Origin of the sequence: Chryseobacterium lathyri (genome assembly GCF_019970085.1) — a bacterium.
In the GTDB taxonomy this organism is placed as follows: Bacteria; Bacteroidota; Bacteroidia; order Flavobacteriales; family Weeksellaceae; genus Chryseobacterium; species Chryseobacterium lathyri.
This window is the reverse complement of record NZ_JAHXYG010000002.1, coordinates 165566-189425: the sequence shown is the minus strand read 5'-3', so window position 1 is coordinate 189425 and position 23860 is coordinate 165566. Positions and strand designations below refer to the sequence as shown.

The 23860-nt window shown below is 37.8% G+C and carries 26 protein-coding genes; 20 read left to right on the top strand and 6 right to left on the bottom strand.

Annotation, left to right across the window (positions count from 1 at the left end):
- Position 1 precedes the first annotated feature (1 nt).
- Positions 2-613 (bottom strand): recombination mediator RecR, encoded by a 612-nt coding sequence (gene recR, locus LC418_RS06235; protein ID WP_111955686.1) that lies wholly within the window; start codon positions 611-613, stop codon positions 2-4.
- Positions 614-1131: 518 nt separating this feature from the next.
- Here recR and LC418_RS06230 point away from each other — a divergent pair.
- The 5 genes from LC418_RS06230 (at position 1132) to LC418_RS06210 (ending at position 5137) form a co-directional block, all read left to right on the top strand.
- Positions 1132-1737 carry an LURP-one-related family protein gene (locus LC418_RS06230; protein WP_111955684.1) on the top strand — a complete coding sequence of 202 codons (606 nt, stop codon included), beginning with the start codon at positions 1132-1134 and terminating at the stop codon, positions 1735-1737.
- Positions 1738-1755: 18 nt separating this feature from the next.
- A complete protein-coding gene (locus LC418_RS06225) occupies positions 1756-2247 on the top strand; it encodes a hypothetical protein (RefSeq protein WP_111955682.1) in 492 nt (163 codons plus the stop codon).
- A 107-nt stretch (positions 2248-2354) separates the two neighbouring features.
- Entirely contained in the window at positions 2355-3797 is a 1443-nt protein-coding gene (locus LC418_RS06220; RefSeq protein WP_223558462.1) for an aminoacyl-histidine dipeptidase, read from the top strand.
- A 203-nt stretch (positions 3798-4000) separates the two neighbouring features.
- Positions 4001-4582 carry an LOG family protein gene (locus tag LC418_RS06215; protein ID WP_223558461.1) on the top strand — a complete coding sequence of 194 codons (582 nt, stop codon included), beginning with the start codon at positions 4001-4003 and terminating at the stop codon, positions 4580-4582.
- Positions 4583-4600: 18 nt separating this feature from the next.
- Positions 4601-5137, top strand: coding sequence for a hypothetical protein (locus LC418_RS06210; RefSeq protein WP_223558460.1), 537 nt, complete (start codon positions 4601-4603; stop codon positions 5135-5137).
- 71 nt (positions 5138-5208) lie between these two features.
- Here the strand turns inward: LC418_RS06210 and LC418_RS06205 are convergent, their stop codons facing one another.
- Positions 5209-5538 carry a 2Fe-2S iron-sulfur cluster-binding family protein gene (locus LC418_RS06205; protein ID WP_080778227.1) on the bottom strand — a complete coding sequence of 110 codons (330 nt, stop codon included), beginning with the start codon at positions 5536-5538 and terminating at the stop codon, positions 5209-5211.
- A gap of 12 nt (positions 5539-5550) precedes the next feature.
- A complete protein-coding gene (locus tag LC418_RS06200; protein WP_111955672.1) occupies positions 5551-6606 on the bottom strand; it encodes an NAD(P)/FAD-dependent oxidoreductase in 1056 nt (351 codons plus the stop codon).
- A gap of 154 nt (positions 6607-6760) precedes the next feature.
- Between LC418_RS06200 and LC418_RS06195 the strand changes: the two genes are divergently transcribed.
- Positions 6761-7528 carry a DUF3108 domain-containing protein gene (locus LC418_RS06195; protein ID WP_223558459.1) on the top strand — a complete coding sequence of 256 codons (768 nt, stop codon included), beginning with the start codon at positions 6761-6763 and terminating at the stop codon, positions 7526-7528.
- A gap of 314 nt (positions 7529-7842) precedes the next feature.
- Here the strand turns inward: LC418_RS06195 and pheS are convergent, their stop codons facing one another.
- Both pheS and LC418_RS06185 read right to left on the bottom strand, forming a co-directional pair.
- Positions 7843-8853, bottom strand: a complete 1011-nt coding sequence (gene pheS, locus LC418_RS06190) for a phenylalanine--tRNA ligase subunit alpha (protein WP_111955668.1) — start codon at positions 8851-8853, stop codon at positions 7843-7845.
- 126 nt (positions 8854-8979) lie between these two features.
- Positions 8980-9639, bottom strand: coding sequence for a YceI family protein (locus tag LC418_RS06185; RefSeq protein ID WP_111955666.1), 660 nt, complete (start codon positions 9637-9639; stop codon positions 8980-8982).
- A 75-nt stretch (positions 9640-9714) separates the two neighbouring features.
- Between LC418_RS06185 and LC418_RS06180 the strand changes: the two genes are divergently transcribed.
- Entirely contained in the window at positions 9715-10650 is a 936-nt protein-coding gene (locus tag LC418_RS06180; RefSeq protein ID WP_223558458.1) for a sulfate/molybdate ABC transporter ATP-binding protein, read from the top strand.
- A 302-nt stretch (positions 10651-10952) separates the two neighbouring features.
- Here LC418_RS06180 and LC418_RS06175 read toward each other — a convergent pair whose 3' ends face one another.
- Complete coding sequence (locus LC418_RS06175; RefSeq protein ID WP_111955662.1) at positions 10953-11300, bottom strand: zinc ribbon domain-containing protein YjdM; 348 nt, start codon at positions 11298-11300, stop codon at positions 10953-10955.
- A 362-nt stretch (positions 11301-11662) separates the two neighbouring features.
- On the opposite strand from LC418_RS06175, the gene LC418_RS06170 reads away from it, so the two are divergent.
- From LC418_RS06170 to LC418_RS06110, 13 genes are all read left to right on the top strand, one after another.
- Positions 11663-12868, top strand: a complete 1206-nt coding sequence (locus LC418_RS06170) for an RsmB/NOP family class I SAM-dependent RNA methyltransferase (protein WP_111955660.1) — start codon at positions 11663-11665, stop codon at positions 12866-12868.
- A 195-nt stretch (positions 12869-13063) separates the two neighbouring features.
- Positions 13064-14731, top strand: coding sequence for a GLPGLI family protein (locus tag LC418_RS06165; protein ID WP_223558457.1), 1668 nt, complete (start codon positions 13064-13066; stop codon positions 14729-14731).
- Positions 14732-15052: 321 nt separating this feature from the next.
- Complete coding sequence (gene asnB, locus LC418_RS06160; protein ID WP_111959288.1) at positions 15053-16723, top strand: asparagine synthase B; 1671 nt, start codon at positions 15053-15055, stop codon at positions 16721-16723.
- Positions 16724-17007: 284 nt separating this feature from the next.
- Positions 17008-17820 (top strand): hypothetical protein, encoded by an 813-nt coding sequence (locus LC418_RS06155; RefSeq protein WP_111959286.1) that lies wholly within the window; start codon positions 17008-17010, stop codon positions 17818-17820.
- A 140-nt stretch (positions 17821-17960) separates the two neighbouring features.
- Positions 17961-19364 (top strand): MFS transporter, encoded by a 1404-nt coding sequence (locus tag LC418_RS06150; RefSeq protein ID WP_223558456.1) that lies wholly within the window; start codon positions 17961-17963, stop codon positions 19362-19364.
- A 96-nt stretch (positions 19365-19460) separates the two neighbouring features.
- Entirely contained in the window at positions 19461-20336 is an 876-nt protein-coding gene (locus LC418_RS06145) for a pirin family protein (RefSeq protein ID WP_223558455.1), read from the top strand.
- Between the two features lie 139 nt (positions 20337-20475).
- A complete protein-coding gene (locus LC418_RS06140; RefSeq protein ID WP_111959278.1) occupies positions 20476-20787 on the top strand; it encodes a GNAT family N-acetyltransferase in 312 nt (103 codons plus the stop codon).
- Positions 20788-20847: 60 nt separating this feature from the next.
- Positions 20848-21747, top strand: a complete 900-nt coding sequence (locus tag LC418_RS06135; protein ID WP_223558454.1) for a pirin family protein — start codon at positions 20848-20850, stop codon at positions 21745-21747.
- 23 nt (positions 21748-21770) lie between these two features.
- A complete protein-coding gene (locus LC418_RS06130; RefSeq protein WP_223558453.1) occupies positions 21771-22310 on the top strand; it encodes an NADPH-dependent FMN reductase in 540 nt (179 codons plus the stop codon).
- Positions 22303-22881, top strand: a complete 579-nt coding sequence (locus LC418_RS06125) for a TMEM175 family protein (protein ID WP_111959272.1) — start codon at positions 22303-22305, stop codon at positions 22879-22881. The genes LC418_RS06130 and LC418_RS06125 overlap by 8 nt, the downstream gene beginning before the upstream one ends.
- Before the next feature lie 2 nt (positions 22882-22883).
- Positions 22884-23102, top strand: coding sequence for a (4Fe-4S)-binding protein (locus LC418_RS06120; protein WP_111959319.1), 219 nt, complete (start codon positions 22884-22886; stop codon positions 23100-23102).
- Entirely contained in the window at positions 23102-23497 is a 396-nt protein-coding gene (locus LC418_RS06115; RefSeq protein ID WP_223558452.1) for an OsmC family protein, read from the top strand. The genes LC418_RS06120 and LC418_RS06115 overlap by 1 nt, the downstream gene beginning before the upstream one ends.
- A 1-nt stretch (position 23498) precedes the next feature.
- Positions 23499-23786, top strand: a complete 288-nt coding sequence (locus LC418_RS06110; protein ID WP_223558451.1) for a GNAT family N-acetyltransferase — start codon at positions 23499-23501, stop codon at positions 23784-23786.
- Positions 23787-23860 lie beyond the last annotated feature (74 nt).

Sequence of the window (23860 nt, the reverse complement as noted above, 5' to 3'; positions counted from 1 at the left end):
ATTAGTCCTTTTCGTTGTATGGCAACCTGTTAATAATGGATCTTCCCAAAGATACTTCATCCGCATATTCCAGCTCGTCTCCTACTGAGATTCCTCTGGCAATGCTTGAAAAACTAACCTTAAAGTTTTTAAATTTTTTGTAAATATAATAGGCTGTCGTATCCCCTTCCATTGTGGCACTTAACGCAAAAATAAATTCTTTTACCCCGCCTTCGTTCACTTTTCTTTCAATACTCGGTATATTCAGCTGATTGGGCCCAACGCCTTCCATCGGTGATATTTTCCCACCCAAGATTAGGTATTTCCCTGTAAACTTTCCTGTATTTTCAATGGCAATTACGTCACGTACATCTTCAACAATACAGATCAGCTCGCTGTTTCTTTTCTCATTGCTGCAGATCTCACAAACGTCAAAATCTGAAAAATTATGACACTCTTTGCAATACTTTATTTCGTTAACAAGGTTGATTAATGAGTTTCCAAGTCCTATTGCTCTGGAACTGGGTTGTTTTAACAGATGCAATGCCAATCTCAGCGCTGTTTTTCTCCCGATTCCGGGCAGCCCTGAAATTTCGTCTACGGCTTTTGCTAAAACTTTACTAGGGTAATCCATAACTACAAAAATAAGGAATATTGTTGAGAATTGGGTGTGTTTCAGAGTTAGAGAGTCGGAGAGTTTTTAGGGTTTTAACATGGTGGAATTATAAGTTTCAGGGGCTCTATTCCGGGATGCGGGTTTGAGCGTTGGAGGGGTTTAGAGTATGTAGGTATAAAAAGGTTGATGATTGTATTATTTAAGGTCCGTATTTAATAAACTAAAACCTGACATGTTCAGAAATAAAAAAAAACAATATCTGGAGGCTGAGGCACCGAAGCCACCAATACTCATAATCTGATATCTGGCATCTTGATTCTTGACTCTTATATCGTGGTTCGCTCACTCACCATTCACTTGCAAAGCAAAATTCATCATTGGCATTTTCCAACCTGAATCTCAGCCTTACCCTAAAGTCTCATGTCTGAAATCTGGCATCTGATATCTAAAATCCTGGTTCTTGACTCTTGGTTCTTGGTTCTTAGTTCTAAAAAAAACCTCTATCTTTGGGGTTCTAATATGAAAAAAATAAACTAATGGTACTTAAAAACCTAAATTATCCTCTGGATTTCAAATTTAAAATCTCCACTCTGGCAAGTGATTTCAATATTACTGACAGAAACGGGAACTATGTAGCGTATGTCCGTCAGAAAATGTTCAAGCTGAAGGAAGATGTTATTGTTTTCAATGACGAAAGCAAATCTAAAGAGCTTTTCAGGATCAAAGCCAATCAATGGATCGATTTCAATGCTTCTTATTCTTTAAATGACCTTACCGACAACAAAAATTACGGAAGACTGGCAAGAAAAGGCATGCGCTCTCTCTGGAAATCTACTTATGACATCCTGGATTCAAATGACCAACCCAAATTCACGGTTGCAGAGGATAATGCATGGACAAAATTCTTTGATGGAATGGTGAGTGAGATTCCAATTATAGGAATGTTCACAGGATATTTTCTTAACCCCGCTTATACCGTAAGAGGTATTGACGGAAAGGAATATTTTAAACTTAAAAAAATGCCTTCGTTCTTCGGAAGAAGATTCCAGTTGGACAGAATGATCGATATTGATGACGAAGACGAAAGTTTAGTGATCTTATCATTACTGATGATGGTTCTTCTGGAAAGAGCGAGAGGCTAAACATAAAAACCACAAACAATGAAATATCTAATCATTTTCTTTTCAGCACTTCTTTTGACCGCCTGTAAAAAAGATAAGGAAGTCATTAAGGATAGTGCCTCAACAGATTCTTTAAACCTTGTTAAAGATTCTGCAAAAACAGAAACGGCACCAGGAAAAGTTCTAGTAGACATTATCCCTTTTCCAAAAGAGATCAAAGAATGCTCATGCTATTTTGCAAGAAATAAGGCTGATTTTGAAGCAGAAAAATACATTTATGCTGATGATGCAGGAAAAACAGCCTACATGAAACTTGACGGTAAAAGATTAACAATGAATCTTATCTCGTCAAGTGATATGGAAGTTGACGAGGAGCTGACGAAAGAAATTGAAAGCGACAACTACAAGATTTCTGTAAAAGGAAAAAAAATAAAAAGCGAAGAAGCTTTATTATTCGAAGGTACCCTGACGATTGAAAAACCGGATGGTACTGTAGAAACATTACCTATTTACGGCGAATGCGGATGTTAAAAAACAAGAGAGGTAAAAACAAATTTACCTCTAGTCTCCACATAAAAAATGCTTCCGGATTCCCGGAAGCATTTTTTATTTTGTAATTTTGATAAAAATAAAATTTCATGGAATTATCTAATATAGAACCGCAAATTATCTGGAAAAATTTCTCCAAATTAAATGCAGTTCCAAGACCATCTAAAAAAGAAGAAAGAGTCATTGCTTTCATCAAAGAATTTGGTGAAAATTTAGGATTGGAAACTACGGTAGATGAAGTAGGAAATGTTATTATCAAGAAACCTGCAACTCCGGGCATGGAAAACCGTAAATCCGTCGTTCTTCAGTCACATCTGGATATGGTATGCCAGAAAAACAGTGATGTAAATTTTGATTTCGATACAGAAGGTATCAAAATGGAGGTTGATGGAGATTGGGTAAAAGCAAAAGGAACAACTTTAGGTGCTGATAACGGTTTAGGAGTAGCAACCATCATGTCTATTCTTGAAAGTTCAGATATTCCACATCCGGCTATGGAAGCTCTCTTCACCATTGATGAAGAGACGGGAATGACCGGTGCTTTAGGTTTAAAGCCTGGACAGTTGACTGGAGAAATCCTGTTAAACCTTGATACCGAAGAAGATGATGAGATCGATATCGGTTGTGCAGGGGGTGTAGATGTAACCATTACTCAAAATTATGGAACAGAGCCAGCAAAAGGACAGATTATAAGAATTGAAGTAAAAGGCCTGCAGGGAGGTCATTCAGGAATGGATATTCATAAAGGTTTCGGTAATTCCAATATTATTCTGGGAAGACTTCTTTACAGTGGCTTAACTAACCAGAATATTCAGTTGGTAACGGTTGACGGCGGCGGCTTGAGAAATGCTATTCCAAGAGAAGCTACGGCACTTATTTCTGTGAGAAATGCTCAGGAATTTATCGAAGCGGCAACCATTCTTAAAAAAGATATTTTAGAAGAATTTGCTACCGTAGAACCGGGTCTTCATATCAATATTGAAAATTCTACAACCTCTGACAAAGCTATTTCTGAGGAAGACTCAAAGAAGATTATTCTGACTTTAAAATCTCTTCACAATGGGGTTTACAGAATGAGTCCGGACGTAAAAGATCTGGTAGAAGCATCCAACAATGTCGCGAGAGTAGAATTAAAAGGCGGAGAGCTTAAAATTTTAAACCTGACCAGATCATCAGTAGATTCATCTAAGTATTCTGTGGCCGAACAGCTAAAATCTGTTGCAGAATTAGCCGGAATGAATGTTGAATTCAGTGGTTCTTATCCGGGATGGAAACCAAAACCGGGTTCTGAGATCGTACAGCTGATGGAAAAAATCTACACAGAAAAATTTGGCGAAAAGCCTCATGTGGTAGCTTGTCACGCAGGACTGGAATGTGGAATCATCGGAGCCAATTATCCTGAAATGGAAATGGTAAGCTTTGGACCTACGATCAGAGGAGCACATTCTCCGGACGAGAAGGCTAATATTCCTTCTGCTCAGAAGTTCTGGAATTTCACTAAAGAAATTTTAGCGAATATTCCTTTAAAATAAGAAGATAAAATTGCTATATCGAATATCCAAAGTCGTATGATTTTGGATATTTTTAATTTAAACCATTAAGTTTTTTAAGTCGCTAAGATCATTAAGAATTTACAGATATTAGGCTTAAAAATATCTTTGATATTTTACTTAACTTTCCTTAATAACTTCATTGCCCTTAATGGTTCAAAAATCATTTAACAAGATTTACAATAATGAAAAGTATAACAGTATTCTGCGGCTCAAGTTTCGGCACAGATGATATTTTTAAAGAACAGGCTTTCCTTTTGGGACGAACATTGGCAAAACAAGACATTCAACTGATTTACGGCGGTGCAGATGTTGGTTTGATGGGAGCCGTTGCGGATGGAGCTTTAAATGAAAAGGGGGAAGTCGTTGGAGTTCTTCCCCACTTCCTGCAATCCAAAGAAATTGCCCATAAAAAACTTACCGAACTCATCCTCGTAGAAACCATGCATGAAAGAAAAACAAAGATGAATGACCTCTGCGACGGCGTGATCGTTCTTCCCGGCGGCTATGGAACACTGGAAGAGTTTTTTGAAATGATCACCTGGGCACAACTGGGACTTCATAAGAAACCAATCGGGATTTTGAATATTGATGGATTTTATGACGATCTGATAAAACTGGTTCAGACGATGGTGGATAAAGGATTTTTAAAGTTGGTGAATCGTGATATGCTTTTGATAAGTGAAAATATTGATGAGCTTTTAGAAAAGATGAAAAATTATCAGGCTCCTACTGTGGGGAAATGGATTTCGAAGGATGAAGTTTAAAATAATAATCGATAAATAATGATTAAACTTACACTGATACTACTCTCTTCATTCTTTTTAAATAGTTTTTGTAAGGCACAAAAACCAAGATACATCTTCAAAGAATATACAAATGATTTGAATAATGATAAGATTTCTGACAATATAGAAATTGAAACAGTTAAATGTAAAAATAATTATATTGGAGATGATGATTATATGAAATGTAGAATTGTAAGCATCGACTTGTTACAAAAAGATGGAACATCTTCATTTTCTACATCAAACTATAATATTGTACCCTGTTCAAACTGTAATGAAGATCTTACAGATCCTTTCAAGGATTTAAAAATTAGAAAAAATAGTTTTTCTTTTATCCACGAGTACAAACATGTTCCTGAAGGAACCAAAATGACAGAAGTAATTACTTTTAAGTACAATAAACTTTCAAATAATTTTATCCTTCACAAAAAAGTTAGAATATTTGAATCTTATAAAAACGGAGAGATTGAAAGTAATACAAAAGTTGAAACTGTTAAAGATTTTGGAATAATTTATTTTTCTGATTACAGATAATAATTCTTTGACATAAACAAAACCTCCCGAAGAAAATCTTCAGGAGGTTTTAATATTAAATTTAATATTTTCTAAGGATAAGGAGCAATCTCCACTTCAAGACCTTCCATTTCATCCATCATATGTAACTGGCATCCCAGTCTGCTGTTGTCTTTTACGTGGTAAGCTTCCGCCAGCATCGCATCTTCTTCATCGCCCATCGGCTCAAGGCCCGGATCGTTAATCACATATACCTGGCATGAGGCACACATCGCCATTCCTCCGCATACCCCGATGGTTCCTTCTTCCGCCAGTTCATAAGAGCGGATGATCTCCATCAGGTTCATAGACATATCTGTAGGCGCTACAACATCATGGGTCACCCCTTCCCGATCGGTGATCTTTATATTAATATCTGACATAATAGTGCAAAATTAGTCAATTTTTTTCACAACTGCCTTTTCTGCTTCCTTACGGCTGCCGTCAAATCCATCTACACCGCTTACTGTTGTATATTTAAGGACAAATTTCTTACCCGGATTCAGTCTGTTGTAAACACTCTGACACATCAAAGTAGCTTCGTGGAAACCACAAAGGATCAGCTTCAGTTTTCCCGGATAGGTATTGATATCTCCGATCGCATAGATTCCATCGATATTCGTCTGATAATCAAGCGCATTGTTTACAACGATCGCATTTTTCTCAATATTCAATCCCCAGTTTCCGATCTCTCCCAATTTTGGAGTCAGTCCGAATAGAGGAATGAAATAATCTGTTTCAATATCGAAAGCTTCCTGGCCTTCAATTTCTACCGTGATCGCTTCAACTTTTCCGTCCCCTTTGATACCAGTAACTTCAGCAGGCGTAATTAATTTAATTTTACCCTGGTTCTTAAGATCCTGAACTTTCTCTACGGAATCCAAAGCTCCTCTGAACTCATTTCTTCTGTGGATCAAAGTCACTTCACTTGCTACATTGGAAAGGAAAACGCTCCAGTCAAGAGCAGAATCTCCACCTCCGGCAATCACTACTCTTTTGTTTCTGAAATGCTCAGGCTCTTTAACAAAATATTCAAGACCTTTTTCCTCATAGTCAGCTACATTTTCAAAAGTAGGCTTTCTGGGCTCAAAAGTTCCCAATCCACCGGCAATGGCAATAGCTTTACATCTGTGCACCGTTCCTTTGTTGGTGATCACTTCAAACCATTCATCATCCACTTTTGTATAAGAAACCGCAGTTTCTCCCAAAGTGAATCCCGGCTGGAACTGCTTGATCTGTTCCATTAAATTATCTACCAATTCTCCAGCATTCACTGAAGGATATCCCGGAATATCGAAAATAGGTTTTTTCGGATAAAGCTCTGCTAGCTGTCCTCCTGGCTGCGGAAGTGCATCAATAATATGGCACTTCATTTTTAATAAACCTGCTTCAAAAACAGCAAAAAGCCCGGTAGGTCCGGCTCCTATGATCAATATATCAGTGGTTATCATAATAAGATAATTTAATTATACATGTAACTGCAAATTTACTAATTTTAATGCGAAGCATATTTAATTGATTCTAAATAAAAACCTGAGATTTATCAAATCTCTGTAAATAGTTAAGGATCTTAAATTTGGCAATGTTTTTGTTAAATTTCATACCATGAAGAAAATTTTAAATCTTTTTGCACTATTTATGTTCCTGTTGAGCTATGCTCAGATCGACAACATCTCTGACGGTGAGTCTATTACATTCAGAATACACTATGGAATCCTGAATGCCGGAACTGCCAATCTTACTGCCAAAAAGACAAATTATATGGGTGTTCCCCATCTGTACGTAAAAGGTACAGGAAAAACTACAGGCGCTGTAAAAGCCTTTTTTAAAGTAGAAGATTTATATGAAAGCTTCATTAATATAGAAACCGGGCTGCCAAGCTTTTATGTAAGAAATGTACGTGAAGGTAGCTACCGCCAGCATTTTGAAACCGTTTTCAACCATACTAATAATACGCTGATATTAACGGATAAGAAGACTCCTGCCAATGGCTCCAAGGTGATTAAATCTGTAAAAGGCGTTCAGGATATGCTTTCATGCTTCTACTACCTGAGAAGCAAAGGTACCAGTGAATTAAAGGTCGGAACAGTGATCAACATGAATGTATGGATCGATGATGAAATGTTTCCATTTCAGCTGAAAGTGACAGGAACTGAGGATCTGAAAACCAAATTCGGAACCATTAACTGTCTTAAAATTATCCCGTCTGTAAAAAGTGGAAGGGTTTTCAAAGAAAAAGAAGGCGTAACAATGTGGGTTACCAATGACGCCAATCATATTCCAATGCTTCTGCAGGCCGAACTGGCCGTAGGTTCACTGAAAGCAAGTATTGATGATCTTAAAAATGTGAAATACCCTTTAAAATATAAATAAAAGATATTCAGCCTTTTGAATTATAAAAAAAGCCTGCAAAATATTTTTGCAGGCTTTTTTATGGTTTAATGTAATACATTTTAATTTCCAGCTGTCTTACTAATAACAGCAAACTAAAGACTAATAAAGATAACGCTTCGACTTCGTTCAGGTGAGGGAATTTCAGAGAAGAAAAAATTAATATAAAATTAATAAACCTCTATTAAAACGGTCACGTTGTGATTTTTCAATATAATCTCGTTTTTAATTACGTTTTGTTTCTTAGGTCAGTAATTAAAAACAAAAACCTCCGGAGATTCCGGAGGTTTAATTTTTTATAGTGATTTAAACTGTTCTAAAGTTCTGATATCATTTTCGAAGAACATTCTGATGTCGCTCATCTGGTAAAGAAGCATTGTAATTCTTTCAATCCCCATTCCGAAAGCATATCCTGAATATTTCTCAGAGTCGATATTTACATTTTTAAGAACCGCAGGGTCTACCATTCCGCATCCCATAATCTCCAGCCAACCTGTTCCTTTGGTAATTCTGTAATCAGTTTCAGAGTTTAATCCCCAGTATACATCAATTTCAGCACTAGGCTCTGTGAACGGGAAATAAGACGGTCTCATTCTGATTTTGGATTTACCGAAAAGCTCAGTGGTAAAGAACTGGATTGTCTGCTTAAGATCGGCAAAACTTACATTTTCGTCAATATACAATCCTTCAATCTGATGGAAAATACAGTGTGAGCGTGAAGAAATAGCCTCATTTCTGAATACTCTTCCCGGAGAAAGAATTCTGATCGGCGGCTGGTTTTCTTCCATATAACGGATCTGTACGGAAGAGGTATGCGTTCTTAAAAGGATATCCGGATTCTGCTCGATGAAGAAAGTATCCTGCATATCTCTTGCCGGATGGTATTCGGGAAGGTTAAGCGCTGTAAAGTTGTGCCAGTCGTCCTCTATTTCAGGGCCATCGGCTACTGCGAAACCTATAGATTTGAAGATTTCAATAATTCTGTTTTTCACCAGATTGATCGGGTGTCTTGACCCAAGATCCAATGGAAAAGCTGGCCTTGTAAGATCTTCTTTTTCTGTGACAATAGCAGACTGGGAAGCATCTTTAAGATCTTCCAGTTTTCCTGCAACAGCTTGTTTTAAAGAATTAATCTTCTGTCCGAATTCTTTTTTCTGGTCGTTTGGAACTTCTTTAAATTTTTCAAAAAAATCATTCAGAACACCTTTTTTACCATTATATTTAATTCGGAAGTTTTCAATTTCCTCTTTAGATGTAGCATTGAAGCTGTTTACTTCGGTAAGTAGTTCTTCTATCTTTTCTATCATTGTTTTACCCTTTCAAAATGTTTTGCAAAAATACGTTTTTTAAGTTTAATAATGAATCTGTGATAAAAAAATCTGCCCCTTTACGGGAGGCAGACTTCAATCACTTATTTCACTTAAATAAAAAAATTATTTCTTTTCTAAAGCTTTAACGTTGATCTGAAGAGTTACCTCATCCTTGATCACCCCGTTTTCAGCAGGAGCCTGGAACTTTACGCCAAACTCTTCTCTTTTAATATCTTTTGGCTCAGTAGCCACACTTACTTCTCCGTCTTTTACAGAAACGTTGGCCTTAAACTGAACCGGTTTTGAAATACCTTTAATGGTTAAATTCCCATCCAAAAGTGTATTATAATCTCCTTCCGTAGCCGGCGTTACTTTGGTAATTTCAAAGGAAGCCGTTGGGAATTTTTCTACTTCAAAGAAATCACCGCTTTTAAGATGACCGTTCAGTTTTCCTAACTGGTCAGCATCGTCTTTAAGGTCTACAGATGTTAGAGAGCCCATATCTGCCACAAATTTCCCGCTTTCAAGCTTTCCGTCTTTTATGGTAACATCACCGCTTTCAAACTTGATCGTTCCGAAATGACTTGTACTTTCAGACTTGAAAACTTTATATCCTTTCCACTCCACTTTACTGTTCAATGTGTCCACCGTATACTGATTCCCGTCTTTTGTAGTTGTTACTTCATTGCTTTCGCTGGTAACCGGTTTGTCTTTTTTACAAGAAACCACCACAGCTGCAACAAATAAAGCAGGAATAGCTAGTGTAAACAGTTTTTTTTTCATTTTTGATATATTTTTATTGCTTCCGCTAATATAATAAAAAATTTTATTTTTTCATAAAAACCTTACATTTGTATTATGCTTTTAGAAATAAACAATTTATATTTTTCCCACACCAAAGATAATCCCCTGTTTCAGAACCTTAATCTGGGTTTTGAGGAAGGCAGAATCATTGCACTGGCAGGAGAAAGCGGCTGTGGAAAGTCTACATTGCTTAACCTTATTTACGGACTGCTGGACTGGGAAAGTGGCGAGATTATTTTTAATGAAAAACGGCTTTTGGGTCCCAAGGGAAATCTTGTTCCCGGAGAAGCTGAAATGAAGCTGGTAGCCCAGAATTTTGACCTGATGCCTTATGCTACTGTTGCTGAAAATGTGGGGAAATTTATTTCTAATATCAATTTAGCTCAAAAAAAAGAAACGGTGATGGAACTTCTGGAAGTGGTAGGACTCCAGGAATTCGCCCATGTGCTTCCTAAATATTTAAGCGGAGGCCAGCAACAGAGGGTTGCCATAGCCAGAGCACTTTCTGTATTGCCGAAATTGCTTATTTTAGATGAACCTTTCAGTAACCTGGATTTCCCCAGAAAAATAGAGCTTCGTGAAAGGCTGTTCAGGTACGTGAAACAACATCAGATCTCTTTAATTATTTCTACCCACGAACTTCAGGATATTATGCCTTGGCTCGACCAGATCGTTATTCTGAAGGATGGAAGGCTAATCCAGAACGACAGCCCAGAAGAAACCTACAAGCAGCCTTATAATTCTTATGTCGCCAAACTTTTTGGTGAAGTGAACATATTCAGTGAGGAAGAAAAAGAGGAGTTCCAGCTTCCTAAGTTTTCATATTATCCTAAAGAAATAAAAATCTCTGACAATGGAAATGAAGCCGAACTCCTGGAAAGCAGGTTTGCAGGAAACCATTACTGGAATAAGATCAAGGTTCAAAATAAAGAACTTATTGTTTATACAGACGGGAAGATAGAGGGAAATATCAGGATTTCTTTTGTTTAAATAACAGAAAGATTATTATTGGTATTGAACTATTTTTCTATACATACAATTCACAAACTTATCTGCCAATCTTCCATAACTTATACATTTCCTTACAGTTATTGTTAATATGTGGATAAAAAAAATACAAATCTAAGAAGCAGTTTGAAACTTTTTCTTACATTTGTATTTCCACAGCATAAGGAAATTTTTGGTTAATTCTCTTTCTGCCCTGAGACGGACATTAGCACTTCCCTGCAATTAAGTCTTTGAAAGATTACACTGTCCAATCTTTTCCTTTTTTTATTTTTTTCAAATAAACGTTATGCTTTCTTCACAAACTCTGATTTCAAAGCCATAGATCCGAAACCGTCAATTTTACAGTCAATATTATGATCGCTGTCCGGTCTTAGACGGATATTTTTAACTTTTGTTCCAGCTTTTACCGGTTTTGGTGCTCCTTTTACGGGAAGATCCTTGATTACTACTACAGAATCTCCATCCTGAAGCTCATTTCCGTTTGAATCCAGTATTTTTCCTTCATTAGAACTTTCAGCAGTCGTTTCTTCAGGATTCCATTCGTAAAAACACTGCGAACAGGTCATCATATTATTTTCACTCGGATAGGTAAATTCGGAGCCGCATTTCGGACAAAGTACAGTATCACTCATATTTTTTATTTTTTGCAAAGGTAGAATTTTTTGTAGAATGTATTCATGATCAAGATAAGTAAAGGCCAGAAATCAAGATTTTAGATGTCAGACATTAAAACTGGTGACCTCGAAACCCCACAAGATACTTGCCATTCATTTAATATTTCTTGATCATATGGAATCCTATGACCCAAAAACTCAAACCTGGATCTCATCCCTAGGGATTTCGAACTCTCAAACCCTAAAACTCTCCGACTTTCATGCCGGCACTCCGTACCCCAAAACTTCATAACCCACAAGCTCTCCCACTCTAAAACTTGAATTCTGCAACTCTCAACTATAATTCGTACTTTTGCAGATTCAAACAGCGAAGCAATTTTATGGAACTTATTCACAGAAACCTAGCGATCGGAATTCACGATGCTTTACAGGAAACATTTTTCGAGAAAAATAAATATGCCGATAAGGTAATCGAAAGACTTTTAAAAGCCCACAGAAAATGGGGAAGTCAGGACAGAGCCGTTGTTTCTGAGATCTTCTATAATATTATCCGCTGGAAAAAACGTCTTGAATATTATATGGGGGAAGGTGTAAAACCAACCAATATATATAAGCTGATGATTGCGTATCTGCTTTGGAGCAAGACCAATTATAAAAAGTTTGAAGAATTTGACGGAATTAAAATCGCAGATATCCTTACCAAGCTTAAAAAGAACACCGTTCCTACAAAAGCTATCGAGCATTCTATTCCTGAATGGCTGGCTGAAACTTTGGAAAAAGAATTAGGACCGGGCTGGGAAAAAGAAATGCACGCTTTGAACGAGCAGGCTCCGACCGTATTAAGAGCAAACAGTCTTAAAACAACTCCAAAAGAACTTATTTCTGATCTTTCAGATGAAGGTGTAGTGGCTTACACGGTAAAAAACTATCCGGATGCTGTACAGCTTGAGGAAAAGAAGAATGTTTTCCTTACAACAGCCTTTAAAGAAGGCCTATTTGAGGTTCAGGATGCTTCTTCACAGAAGATCGGGTATTTCCTGGATGTAAAAGAAGGGCAAAGAGTTGTAGATGCTTGTGCGGGTGCGGGGGGAAAAACCCTTCACTTAGCTGCATTGATGGGGAATAAAGGACAGATCGTAGCTTTGGATATCTTTGAATGGAAGCTGGCTGAATTGAAACGCCGTGCAAAAAGAGCGGGAGCGCACAATATCGAAACCCGCATGATCTCTGACAACAAAGTGATCAAGCGCCTTCATGATAAAGTGGACCGACTTCTGATCGACGCTCCATGCTCTGGACTTGGGGTTTTAAAAAGAAATCCGGACAGTAAATGGAAAATTGACCAGGATTTTATTGACAGAATTAAAAAAGAGCAACAACAGATTCTTCAGGATTACTCCAAAATGCTTAAAGTAGGCGGGAAAATGGTATATGCTACCTGTTCTATTCTACCTTCTGAAAATAATTTACAGGTTGAAGAATTCTTGAAAACCAACTCAGGTTATAAGTTAATTAAAGATGATAAAGTAATGCCTAGCCATGGTTATGATGGATTCTATATGGCACTGATTGAAAGAGTTTCTTAGTCTTTGACTCATCTATAAAATATACAGCTGCTCTATCCAGAGCAGCTTTTTTATTGAAAATTGCAGTCAAATATATATTTTTTCTCCATATTGGAAAGCGGTTTGTAACATCTGCATCATTAATCCCTACTTATAATATGTAACTGTTTCAAAAATCCGATAAATTGAAAATTAACTTTACGGAAACCCAGACTTATGGATAAAAGAATTCTATTCAGCTTCTCAGCTTTATTCCTATGTTGGCTTTCATATGCACAGACTTATGAGATCCAATATACCAGTTCTTATAATGGGAAAATTCTTACCGAACAGTCCCCTACTCTTGTTTGGGCGGATGGAAAAAGTAATTTTATTCTGAATAATAAGATAAGGGAACAGAAAAGTGATTACCCATTTGAGATCACCAAGGTCGAGAAGCCTTCCAATACGGTTGTTTCTTATGCTTTCCTGAAACCGGGAGAAATTATTTCTTCTTCAGATGCCGAATCTATAGGAAAACAAACATTTGAATTAACCAATGAAACGAAAAAGATTTTGGGTTATACCTGTAAAAAAGCAGTAACGAAGATCAATTCCAATACGATCGAGGTTTGGTATACCAATGATTTAAAAATTAATGGCGGACCGTCTGTTGTAGGACAGAATTTGGGATTTGTACTGGAAATCGAAAGAAATAAAAATTCGCAGGTCACTGCCAGCTCCATTAAAAAAGTAAAAAAAACAGATATTGATCATATTTTAAAAGGCTCAATACAGTCAACCGATCTGCTGGGTTACAAGGATCTTTTCTGGAAAAGTCGTTTTACCACATTGAAAGTTTTTGACAATGAAACCATCAATTTTTCAGATCAATCTAAACCGGATGAACAGGTAAAAAGATTTGCCAACGGAACCATCATCCTAAAAAAAATAAAATTCCCTACGATTAAAGAAGGTGAAAATATTTTTATCGAAGTGAAACAGCAATCTAACGGAGATGCTTACGACAGAACAGGAACCGTATTTTTTATTCCACAGGATAAAGAAACCTCATTTTTTGACGGACTGGAAAAAGGGGCTAAAACACTTCCTGTTTATGATAACGGAAATGGAAAGCAGTATTACGGAGTAGCAACAACCAAAAATTACAGTCCTGTCATAGAGATGATGAGATTCTTTACAGCCTTCGGGATTCAGAAATTCAATCATATCCAACTGAAAGGAAAAGACTGGCAGACCGTAAGCCCGTACCGACAGGATATTACAGAACTGAAGCCCTCTCTTTCTGAAAAGGAACTCTGGGTGGGTACTTTTATCGGTAATTATGATAAAGGCGGTCATAAAATAAATCTTGAGGTCACTATTCATAAAAGTGACCAGAACATTTATAAGAACAATGTGGCGATTCCTCTTTTTAATACTTTAAATATCATGGAGATGGCAGGTCAGGATTATTCAACGATGTTCGACAGGGATAAAGGACTTTTGGTAGAATTTACATTAGAAAAAGATTTAAAGAATGCTCAGCTGAGATACATCACTACCGGACACGGGGGCTGGGAAAATGGTGATGAATTTGTTCCCAAAACTAATTCTATATTCCTAGATGGGAAAATGATGTTTTCTTTTGTACCCTGGAGATCAGACTGTGGTTCTTACAGGCTTTATAACCCTGCATCAGGTAATTTTCCGGACGGGCTTTCCTCATCGGACCTCAGCAGGTCCAACTGGTGTCCCGGAACAGTTACCAATCCTAACTTCATTCCTCTTGGAGATATGAAAGCAGGCAAGCATACAATACAGATAAAGATCCCTCAGGGAGCAACGGAAGGTACAAGTTTCAGCTCTTGGAATGTTTCAGGAGTTTTGCTTGGATCCCAATAAAAACAAAACCTTCTTGCAAAGAGAATTGCAAGAAGGTAAAAACACAAATGATGAAAAAAAATTATTTCGAGCCACAAAGTAAGGGCTAAAATTCATATAATAAATTACCATATATTATTAATTATTTCATTTTAATTTTGTATAGAAGATAATAACTCTATTTTTCCTAACGAAAAAAATCAATTAAATACGTGATAAATAGATTAAAAAGTTGATATTTTTCTTAAAAACAAATTATTAAGTTAAAAATATTAACTTTTAATTATTTTTTGTTGTTATTTTTAAACATTAAAACTAATTTTGCTTCAAATAAGAAACAATATGTGTGGAATTGTATGTTTGTTCGATGCCAAACAAAAAACCGAAATATTAAGACCTCAGGTTTTAGAAATGTCAAAAAAAATCCGTCACCGCGGACCGGACTGGAGCGGTGTATTTCAGGATGAAAAAGTAGTATTTTCTCATGAAAGGCTTGCTATCGTAGATCCTACTTCAGGAAAACAGCCCTTATTCACCAAGGACGAAAAAGTAGTACTTGCAGTGAACGGAGAGATCTATAACCATAGAGAATTAAAAGAAGAGTTTCCGGATTTCGAATTTCAGACTCAATCGGACTGTGAAGTGATCCTTGCCCTCTACAGAAAATATGGAAAAGACTTTATTGAAAAGCTCAACGGAATTTTTGCATTCGCCCTTTATGATATAGAAAAAGGGATCTATCTGATCGCCCGTGACCATATGGGCATCTGCCCTCTTTACCAGGGATGGGATAAAAACGGAAACTATTATGTCGCTTCCGAATTAAAAGCGTTGGAAGGCATATGCAAAACCATCGAGACATTTCTTCCCGGGCATTTTGTATACAGCCCGGATGGAACAGAGCTTCAGCAATGGTACAAAAGAGACTGGGAGAGCTTTGACAGCGTAAAAGACAACGAAACCGATATTTCAAAAATAAGAAAAGGCCTTGAAGATGCCGTTCACAGACAGCTGATGAGTGACGTCCCTTATGGGGTTCTCCTTTCCGGAGGTCTGGATTCATCTGTTATTTCAGCAGTTACAGCAAAATTTGCAAGACAGCGAGTTGAGAGTGGTGACACTCAGGAAGCATGGTACCCGAGGCTTCACAGTTTTGCAGTAGGCTTAACAGGCTCTCCAGACCTGGCTGCAGCAAGAAAAGCTGCAGACCACATCGGATCCGTTCACCATGAAGTTAATTTCACTGTTCAGGAAGGATTGGATGCAGTACGTGATGTCATTTATCATCTGGAAACTTATGATGTGACGACTATCAGAGCTTCCACTCCGATGTATCTTCTGGCCAGAGTGATCAAATCCATGGGGATCAAAATGGTTCTTTCCGGAGAAGGTTCAGATGAGCTGTTTGGAGGATATCTGTATTTCCACAAAGCACCGAGCGCGAAAGAATTCCACGATGAGACAGTAAGAAAACTAGGCAAGCTTCATTTATATGACTGTTTAAGAGCCAACAAAGCCCTAATGAGCTGGGGAATTGAAGGCCGAGTTCCTTTCCTGGATAAAGAATTTATGGACATTGCCATGGCTGTCAACCCAAAAGACAAAATGATCAGTGTTGAAGAAGGAAAAATCGAAAAATGGGTGCTACGAAAAGCTTTTGAAGATGTTCTTCCAGAATCTATTGTCTGGAGACAGAAAGAACAATTTTCAGACGGCGTGGGCTATTCATGGATAGACACATTAAAAGAGGTTGCCGAGAAAGAGGTTACTGATGAGATGATGGCCAATGCAAGATTCAGATTCCCGTTGAACACCCCTCAAAACAAAGAGGAATACCGTTACAGAACCATCTTTGAAGAACATTTCCCAAGTGAAACGGCAGCAGCAACGGTTCCATCAGTTCCTTCAGTGGCCTGCTCCACTCCTATTGCTTTAGAATGGGATGAGGCTTTCAAAAAAATGAATGACCCGAGCGGAAGAGCGGTGAAAGTACATGAGACAAGTTATAAATGATGAATTCGGGATGCGTGATTCGGGTTTGAGAGCCTGAGCGTTTTTAGTGTTGGCTCTTAATTCAACAATTATTCCTAAAATCTACAACCTCCCGTCTAACATCTAAATCTCTAATTCCTGATCCCTAATATCTAACTTCTAATTTCAAAATTTTATCAATCCTGTAGAAATACAGGATTTTCTTTTGAATAACGTTAATAATATCAATATAATTTAACTGACAATCAAAAATAATATCTAAGAAATAATTATATTTGGACAACGAAAATATCAATTATAAAAAAATGAGAAGAAATCTTACTGTTTTATTTGCCTTACTATCCATCAGTTTTGCTTTTGGACAGGGAAAATATGGCAAATACTTAAATTCAAAGAAGCTTGCTTTGTCTTATAAAAGCGTGAAAGATGTAGATAAGGATGACTATTATCAGCAGTTTTATTGGCTGGTAAAGGCGGAACAGCTTAAAACGTATCCTCACCTTAAAGATGTAAAACCTGTTGTTTTGTATGAGTTTGTAAAAAAAGTAAATCCTCAGAATCCTACCAAAAAACTGGATGACAGAGGAAAAGAGCTCAGAGCCACTGCAGAATTATCTTTGAATCAATATTTTAAGAACAAAAAATTTGAGAACAACTCAGTTTTAATGTACAACCTTGAAACTTATGTTGACCCGTCTAAAGGACAGTTCTATACCAAGGTAGATCCCGAAAAAATCAAAGAGCTGGTTCCAAAAGAGCTTTTTGCTTTCAACTCTTTAAACAGAAACTTAGGCGAAGAAAAAACATATTACCTGTGGATTGATAAGAAAAAAGATGATTTCAATATTGTAGATATTATCCCTGACGAAAAAGAGAACAAAGCTTTCTATGCAAGATTAAAACAATATCTTCCGAGCTATAAATTTTCCAAATACGTTCCATCGGTTAAAAAAGGAAACAAATCAGATAAAACAGATGTTGACTACTACTACATTATGCCGTTTGAACAGAACACCGATAATATTGAGTATAAAACAAAAGATTTCAAAACTTACATCTTGAGCCAATACAGAAAAGCCGGCGATGAATGGAAAGGAGTAGAAAAACCTAGAAAATAAATTAAAAAGTCCTGTGAAAATTCACAGGACTTTTTTAATTTTATATCAAATTCTTTATCTAAGGATCAGACTGATTAAAAACAAAAACTGATTCAATAAAAAACAAATCTGGAACTCATCAGATTTCCAGTCTATACCGAATGACAGAAACAAACCCACAGCCGAACTCCGTAAAAAAAATACTTCCACTCATTCTGGCCACTGCTATTTTCATGCAGATGCTGGATTCCACGATCCTGAACACCTCCCTGCCCTCCATTGCAAAGGACCTTAACGAGTCTCCGCTCAATATGCAGAATGCAATCATCAGCTATGTTCTGACCCTGGCAGTTTTTATGCCTGCAAGCGGTTTTCTGGCAGACAGGTTCGGAACCAAAAAAGTATTTATTTTTTCTCTGGTCCTTTTCAGCTTAGGTTCCCTATTCTGCTCCATGTCGCAAAATCTTACCCATCTGGTTATTTCAAGAGTAATCCAGGGAGTTGGAGGCAGCCTGATGACACCAGTGGGAAAGCTGGCGCTGATCAAGACTTTCGATAAAAACGAATTGCTTAAAGCAATGAACTTCGCCATTATTCCTGCACTGATAGGGCCTGTACTTGGTCCGCTGGTCGGAGGCTATATGGTAGATTATCTTTCATGGCACTGGATCTTCCTGATCAATATTCCCATCGGAGTATTAGGAATTATTTTAGGCTTAAAATACATGCCGAATTACAAATCCACGGATGTTGACTTTGATTTAAAAGGATTTTTAATTTTTGCAGCTGCATCACTACTGCTATCTATTTCGCTGGAATTGTTCGGAGATATGCAGAATATCAGTCCGGTACTTTTTGTCTTTATTCTGGGCTTTTTATTCCTCTACTATTATTACAGACATGCAAGAAGAGGAGGAAATCCTATTTTTCCTCTGGATCTGTTCCAGGTAAGAACATTCAGGGTAGGAATTGTCGGAAACCTGGCTACCCGTTTAGGGATCAGCTCCGTTCCGCTTCTGCTTCCCCTGATGATACAGATTGCCTACAAACAGTCGGCAGTAACTTCCGGGTGGATCATTGCTCCAATGGCACTTACCGCCATATTCGGGAAATCATCCGTTATTAAAATTTTAGACAGATATGGTTACCGGCAGACTTTAATGGTCAATACATTCATTATCGGAACCCTGATCTGCCTTCTTGCCATTCCCAATATCCATACATCATTGTATTGGTTTGTCCCGATTATTGCCATACTAGGATTTTTCAACTCCATTCAGTTCACTTCCATGAACACCATTTCTATTGCAGATCTCAGAAACTTCCAGACCAGCAGCGGCAATTCACTGATATCAGTCAATCAGCAGCTGGCTATCGGCTTCGGGATCGCTTTCGGATTGATTGTTTTAAAATTATTTGAGAATTCTGATCTGATTGAGGGCGAAATGCACAATGCTTTCCGATACACCTTCCTTACCATAGGTATATTGACCATCATATCAGGCTTTGTTTTCAGAAGGCTCCACATTTCGGATGGAAAGAATATGAAATCTAAGGAAGACTAATAAGTTTCTCCCAACTTTTTCCTTTTACGAACTTAACACAGATCAATGCAGCTGAATCTTTGCTACCGTACTTTTGTTATATAAATTCACAATATTATGACAACGAAAAAAGTAGAAATCGTAGTATCCCCAAAACCTGCACATTTTGTAGGCGACGGTTTTAGGGTTCATAATTTTATACCGGGGGTGCAGGGATTGGACATGAAAAGAATGGACCCTTTCATTATGCTTGATTACAATTCAAAATTCCATTTTAACGGTTCTGAAAGACCCAGAGGTGTGGGAGTTCATCCACACAGAGGCTTTGAGACCGTGACCATAGCATACCAAGGTAAAGTAGAACATCATGACAGTGCCGGCGGAGGCGGAATCATAGGTGAAGGCGATGTACAGTGGATGACTGCAGCAAAAGGAGTTCTCCATAAAGAATATCACGAAACAGAATGGTCCAAAAAAGGCGGTATTTTTCAGATGGTGCAGCTATGGGTTAACCTTCCCGCCAAAGATAAAATGAGCACACCAAAATACCAGGCTATAGAAAATTCAGCCATGGAACGTGTTGATTTGGGCGAAAATGGTTTTATCGAGCTCATTGCAGGAGAATATGCCGGACATATAGGTCCGGCGAAAACTTTCACCCCTTTGAATATGATGAATGCCAAGTTAAAAGCCGGTGGAAAAGCTGAATTCAGTTTTCCTGCTCATTTCAATACAGCAGCATTGGTCATTGAAGGAAGCATTACTGTAAACGGAGAAGAAAAAGTAGCGGCTGACCACTTTGTTTTATTTAAAAATGAAGGCGAAACATTCAGCATCGAAGCTCAGGAAGACGCAGTAATACTAATCATCAGCGGAGAGCCTATTAATGAACCGATTTATCCTCACGGGCCTTTTGTGATGAATTCAAGGGAAGAAATCATGCAGGCTTTCGAAGATTTCAACACCGGAAAGTTCGGCTTTCTGGAAGACTAGAGAATTAAAATTATCTTAATCTTAGATTCTTCCTTTTTTATTAACTTTATATACTTGTGTTTGATGAAATGTAAAGACGCACAGTTCAAACTATTTTGTGTCTTTACAATTCCGCCAACCGACTTACAATACAAAATTTATGAAACCAGAATTTGAAAATATTCCTCTTGTAAAAGCGGGAAAAAGATTTGAAATAGAAATCAACGGACATTTTGCATTTATTGATTACCGTGAAATGGGTCACCAGATCGCTTTGGTGCACACCGAAACGGATCCTGAGCTTGCAGGAACCGGGGCAGCTACTGCCGTAGTAGAAAAAACATTGGCTTATATTGAAGAAAACCAAAAAAAGCTTCTTCCGTTCTGTCCATATGTCTTTGCTTATATCAAAAAGCATCCGGAGTGGAAACGCATTGTTGATGAAAGATTTGAAGGCTACGACAAACTGTAAGCATACATCTAAATATCTATTCATTAACTTAAACAGAATTCAAAAAACATTTACTTTATTATGTCAAATATCGGACTTATCATAGAAGAAAAAGCAGCAGATATAGGAAATTTCCTGGTGGGAAGACTTCTTCCTTTTCGTGAAAAAAGAGCAGTTGGACCGTTTGTTTTCATCGACCATATGGGACCTTCAGAGCTGAAGGATTACCAGAATCTTGATGTTCCACCTCATCCACATATTGGGTTATCCACTTTAACTTACCTTTTGGAAGGATCTATTTTTCATAGAGACAGCATCGGAAGTGCCATTGAAATAAAGCCTGGAGCTGTGAACTGGATGACCGCCGGAAAAGGTGTTGTACATTCTGAAAGAACTCCTGAGTATCTTAGACACAGCGATAAAAGACTTCACGGATTCCAGATCTGGGTAGGTCTTCCAAAGCACCTGGAACAGTCGGAACCTACCTTCCATCATATTGAAGCAGATGAAATTCCGGTATGGGAAGAAGACGGAATTCAGTATAAACTGATTGCAGGTGAAGCATTTGGAAGAAAATCTGCAGTTCCAGTTCACAGTAAACTGTTTTTTATCGAGATCAAGACAAAAGAAGCGAAGAAAATAAGCATCGGAAAGGATCTTTATGGTGAAGCTGCCATGTATGTCCTGGACGGAACGGTTTCCACAGAAGGCAATTCTTACGGTTCCAAGCAATTGATGATCGCTAAAGACACCAAACTTTGTGAATTTGAGATGAGTGAAAACGGCACAGTATATCTTTTCGGTGGTGAACCTTTTGATGAGGAGCGTTTTATATTCTGGAATTTTGTGAATTCGGATAAGGAAATGATCGATCAGGCAAAAGTCAACTGGAATGATCAGAACCATGACGCATTTCCTCTGGTTCCTGGTGATGAAACAGAATATGTTCCGCTTCCTAAGGCCATTTTAAACAGAAAATAACGGTTATTACAGATTAATAAACCATGAAAATATTAGCATTTGCCGGAAGTACATCTTCCACTTCGATCAACAGGGAACTGGTAAAATTTGTTCTGAGAGATTTCCAAGATGAAGAGATCAACCTGATAGATCTCAATGATTTCACGATGCCGGTTTTCTCCGTAGATCTTGAAAAGAAGGGATTTCCAGATGAAGCCCATAACTTTTTAAAAGTGATAGAAGAATGTGACGTCATCATCTGTTCGCTTGCGGAACACAACAGGTCCTACAGCTCAGCTTTTAAAAATGTTTTCGACTGGTCTTCAAGGATTAATGTCAAAGTATTTCAGAACAAACCGATGCTTCTCATGAGCACTTCTCCGGGAGGTTACGGAGGCGGCAATGTCATGAATACCGCAAAAACTTTTTTTCCGCAGTTTGCAGCAGATATTAAAGATACGTTCTCGCTTCCTAAGTTTTATGAAAATTTTGACCTGGAAAGCGGGGTTATCAATCCCGATATGCTTAAGGAACTTAAAACTAAGATAGAAAACTTTAAAAAAGAGGTTAAAAGCAATGACTAAGGGAAGACTGGAGGCTTTCAGTGATGGTGTTCTGGCCATTATCATTACCATTATGGTCCTTGAACTGAAAGTGCCGGAAGGAGGCAGCTGGGCCAGCCTTAAGCCTCTTCTGCCCAGGTTTCTCGCTTATATTTTCAGTTTTATTTATGTTGGAATTTACTGGAACAATCACCATCATCTGTTTCAGGCTGTAAAAAAAGTGAATGGAAGCATTCTATGGGCCAATCTTCATCTGCTGTTCTGGCTTTCGCTGATGCCAATCGCTACGGAATGGATAGGAACCACTCATTTTGCAGAGAATCCGGTGGCAGCTTATGGGATCTGTCTCATCATGTCTGCGGTAGCCTATACGATTTTAGAGAACCTGATTGTCCGGCATGAAGGTGAAGATTCCAAGCTTAAAGAAGCCATACATTCAAAGTTTAAAGAATATATCTCGATCGTATTTTATGTCCTCGGAATCGCTGTTTCATTTTTTTATCCCTATATTGCCATAGGTTTTTATTATCTCGTGGCTCTCATATGGCTGATTCCGGACCGAAGAATCGAAAAATCATTAAAAGAAAATTAAATATGGAAACACACGAATATCCCAACGGCAGCATCACTGTCATCTGGCAGCCCCAGAAGTGTATCCACTCGGCTGTCTGCGTAAAAATGCTTCCAAAAGTCTATAATCCTAAAGACAGACCCTGGATAAAAGCTGAAAACGCAACCCCTGAAGAACTTAAAAACCAGATAGACCAATGCCCTTCAGGAGCATTAAGTTATAAATTCAATACAAAACAATAATGGCTGTAACCGTAAAAGCAAGTTTAGGAAAAACAAAATATTATACTGAAGTAACGGCCGGCGAAAACCAGATCATTACTGATGAACCCATAGATAAAGGCGGTCAGAATAAGGGTTTCAATCCACTGGAAATCCTGGCAACATCTCTGGCAAGCTGTACTGCTGCCACTTTAAGAATGTATATCGAAAGAAAAGAATGGGACGTGGAAAACATCAACGTAGAAGTAGAGCTTGAAAATTTTCCTTTAACGAGAAGAGCTGTATTCAAAAGAGACATCAGTTTTGAAGGTATTCTGGATGATGAACAGCTGAAAAGACTGCATACCATAGCCGATGCCTGCCCGGTACATAAAATTTTAACCAACGATATAGAAATACTAACAAAATTCTCATAATATGACCGAAGTAAAACAAAACAACGACGAAAAACACGGAAGTTTTGAGGCTTTCATAGATGGAAAACGCGCAGGCGTAATGACTTATACCTGGGCCGGAGAAGAAAGATTTATCATTGACCACACTGAGGTGGAAGAAGCCTACAACGGAAAAGGCGTAGGAAAGGAAATGCTTCTGGCAGCAGTAGATTTTGCAAGGAGAAACAACAAAAAGATTATTCCACTCTGCCCGTTTGCCAAAGCAAGTTTTCAGAAAAGTGAAGAACTGCAGGATGTTTTAGTCAACTAACGCTAGTTTTTGTCCTAAAGATACAGACCTTTCAGATGTTTTACTCTGAAAGGTTTTTTCTTTTTGACCAGAAC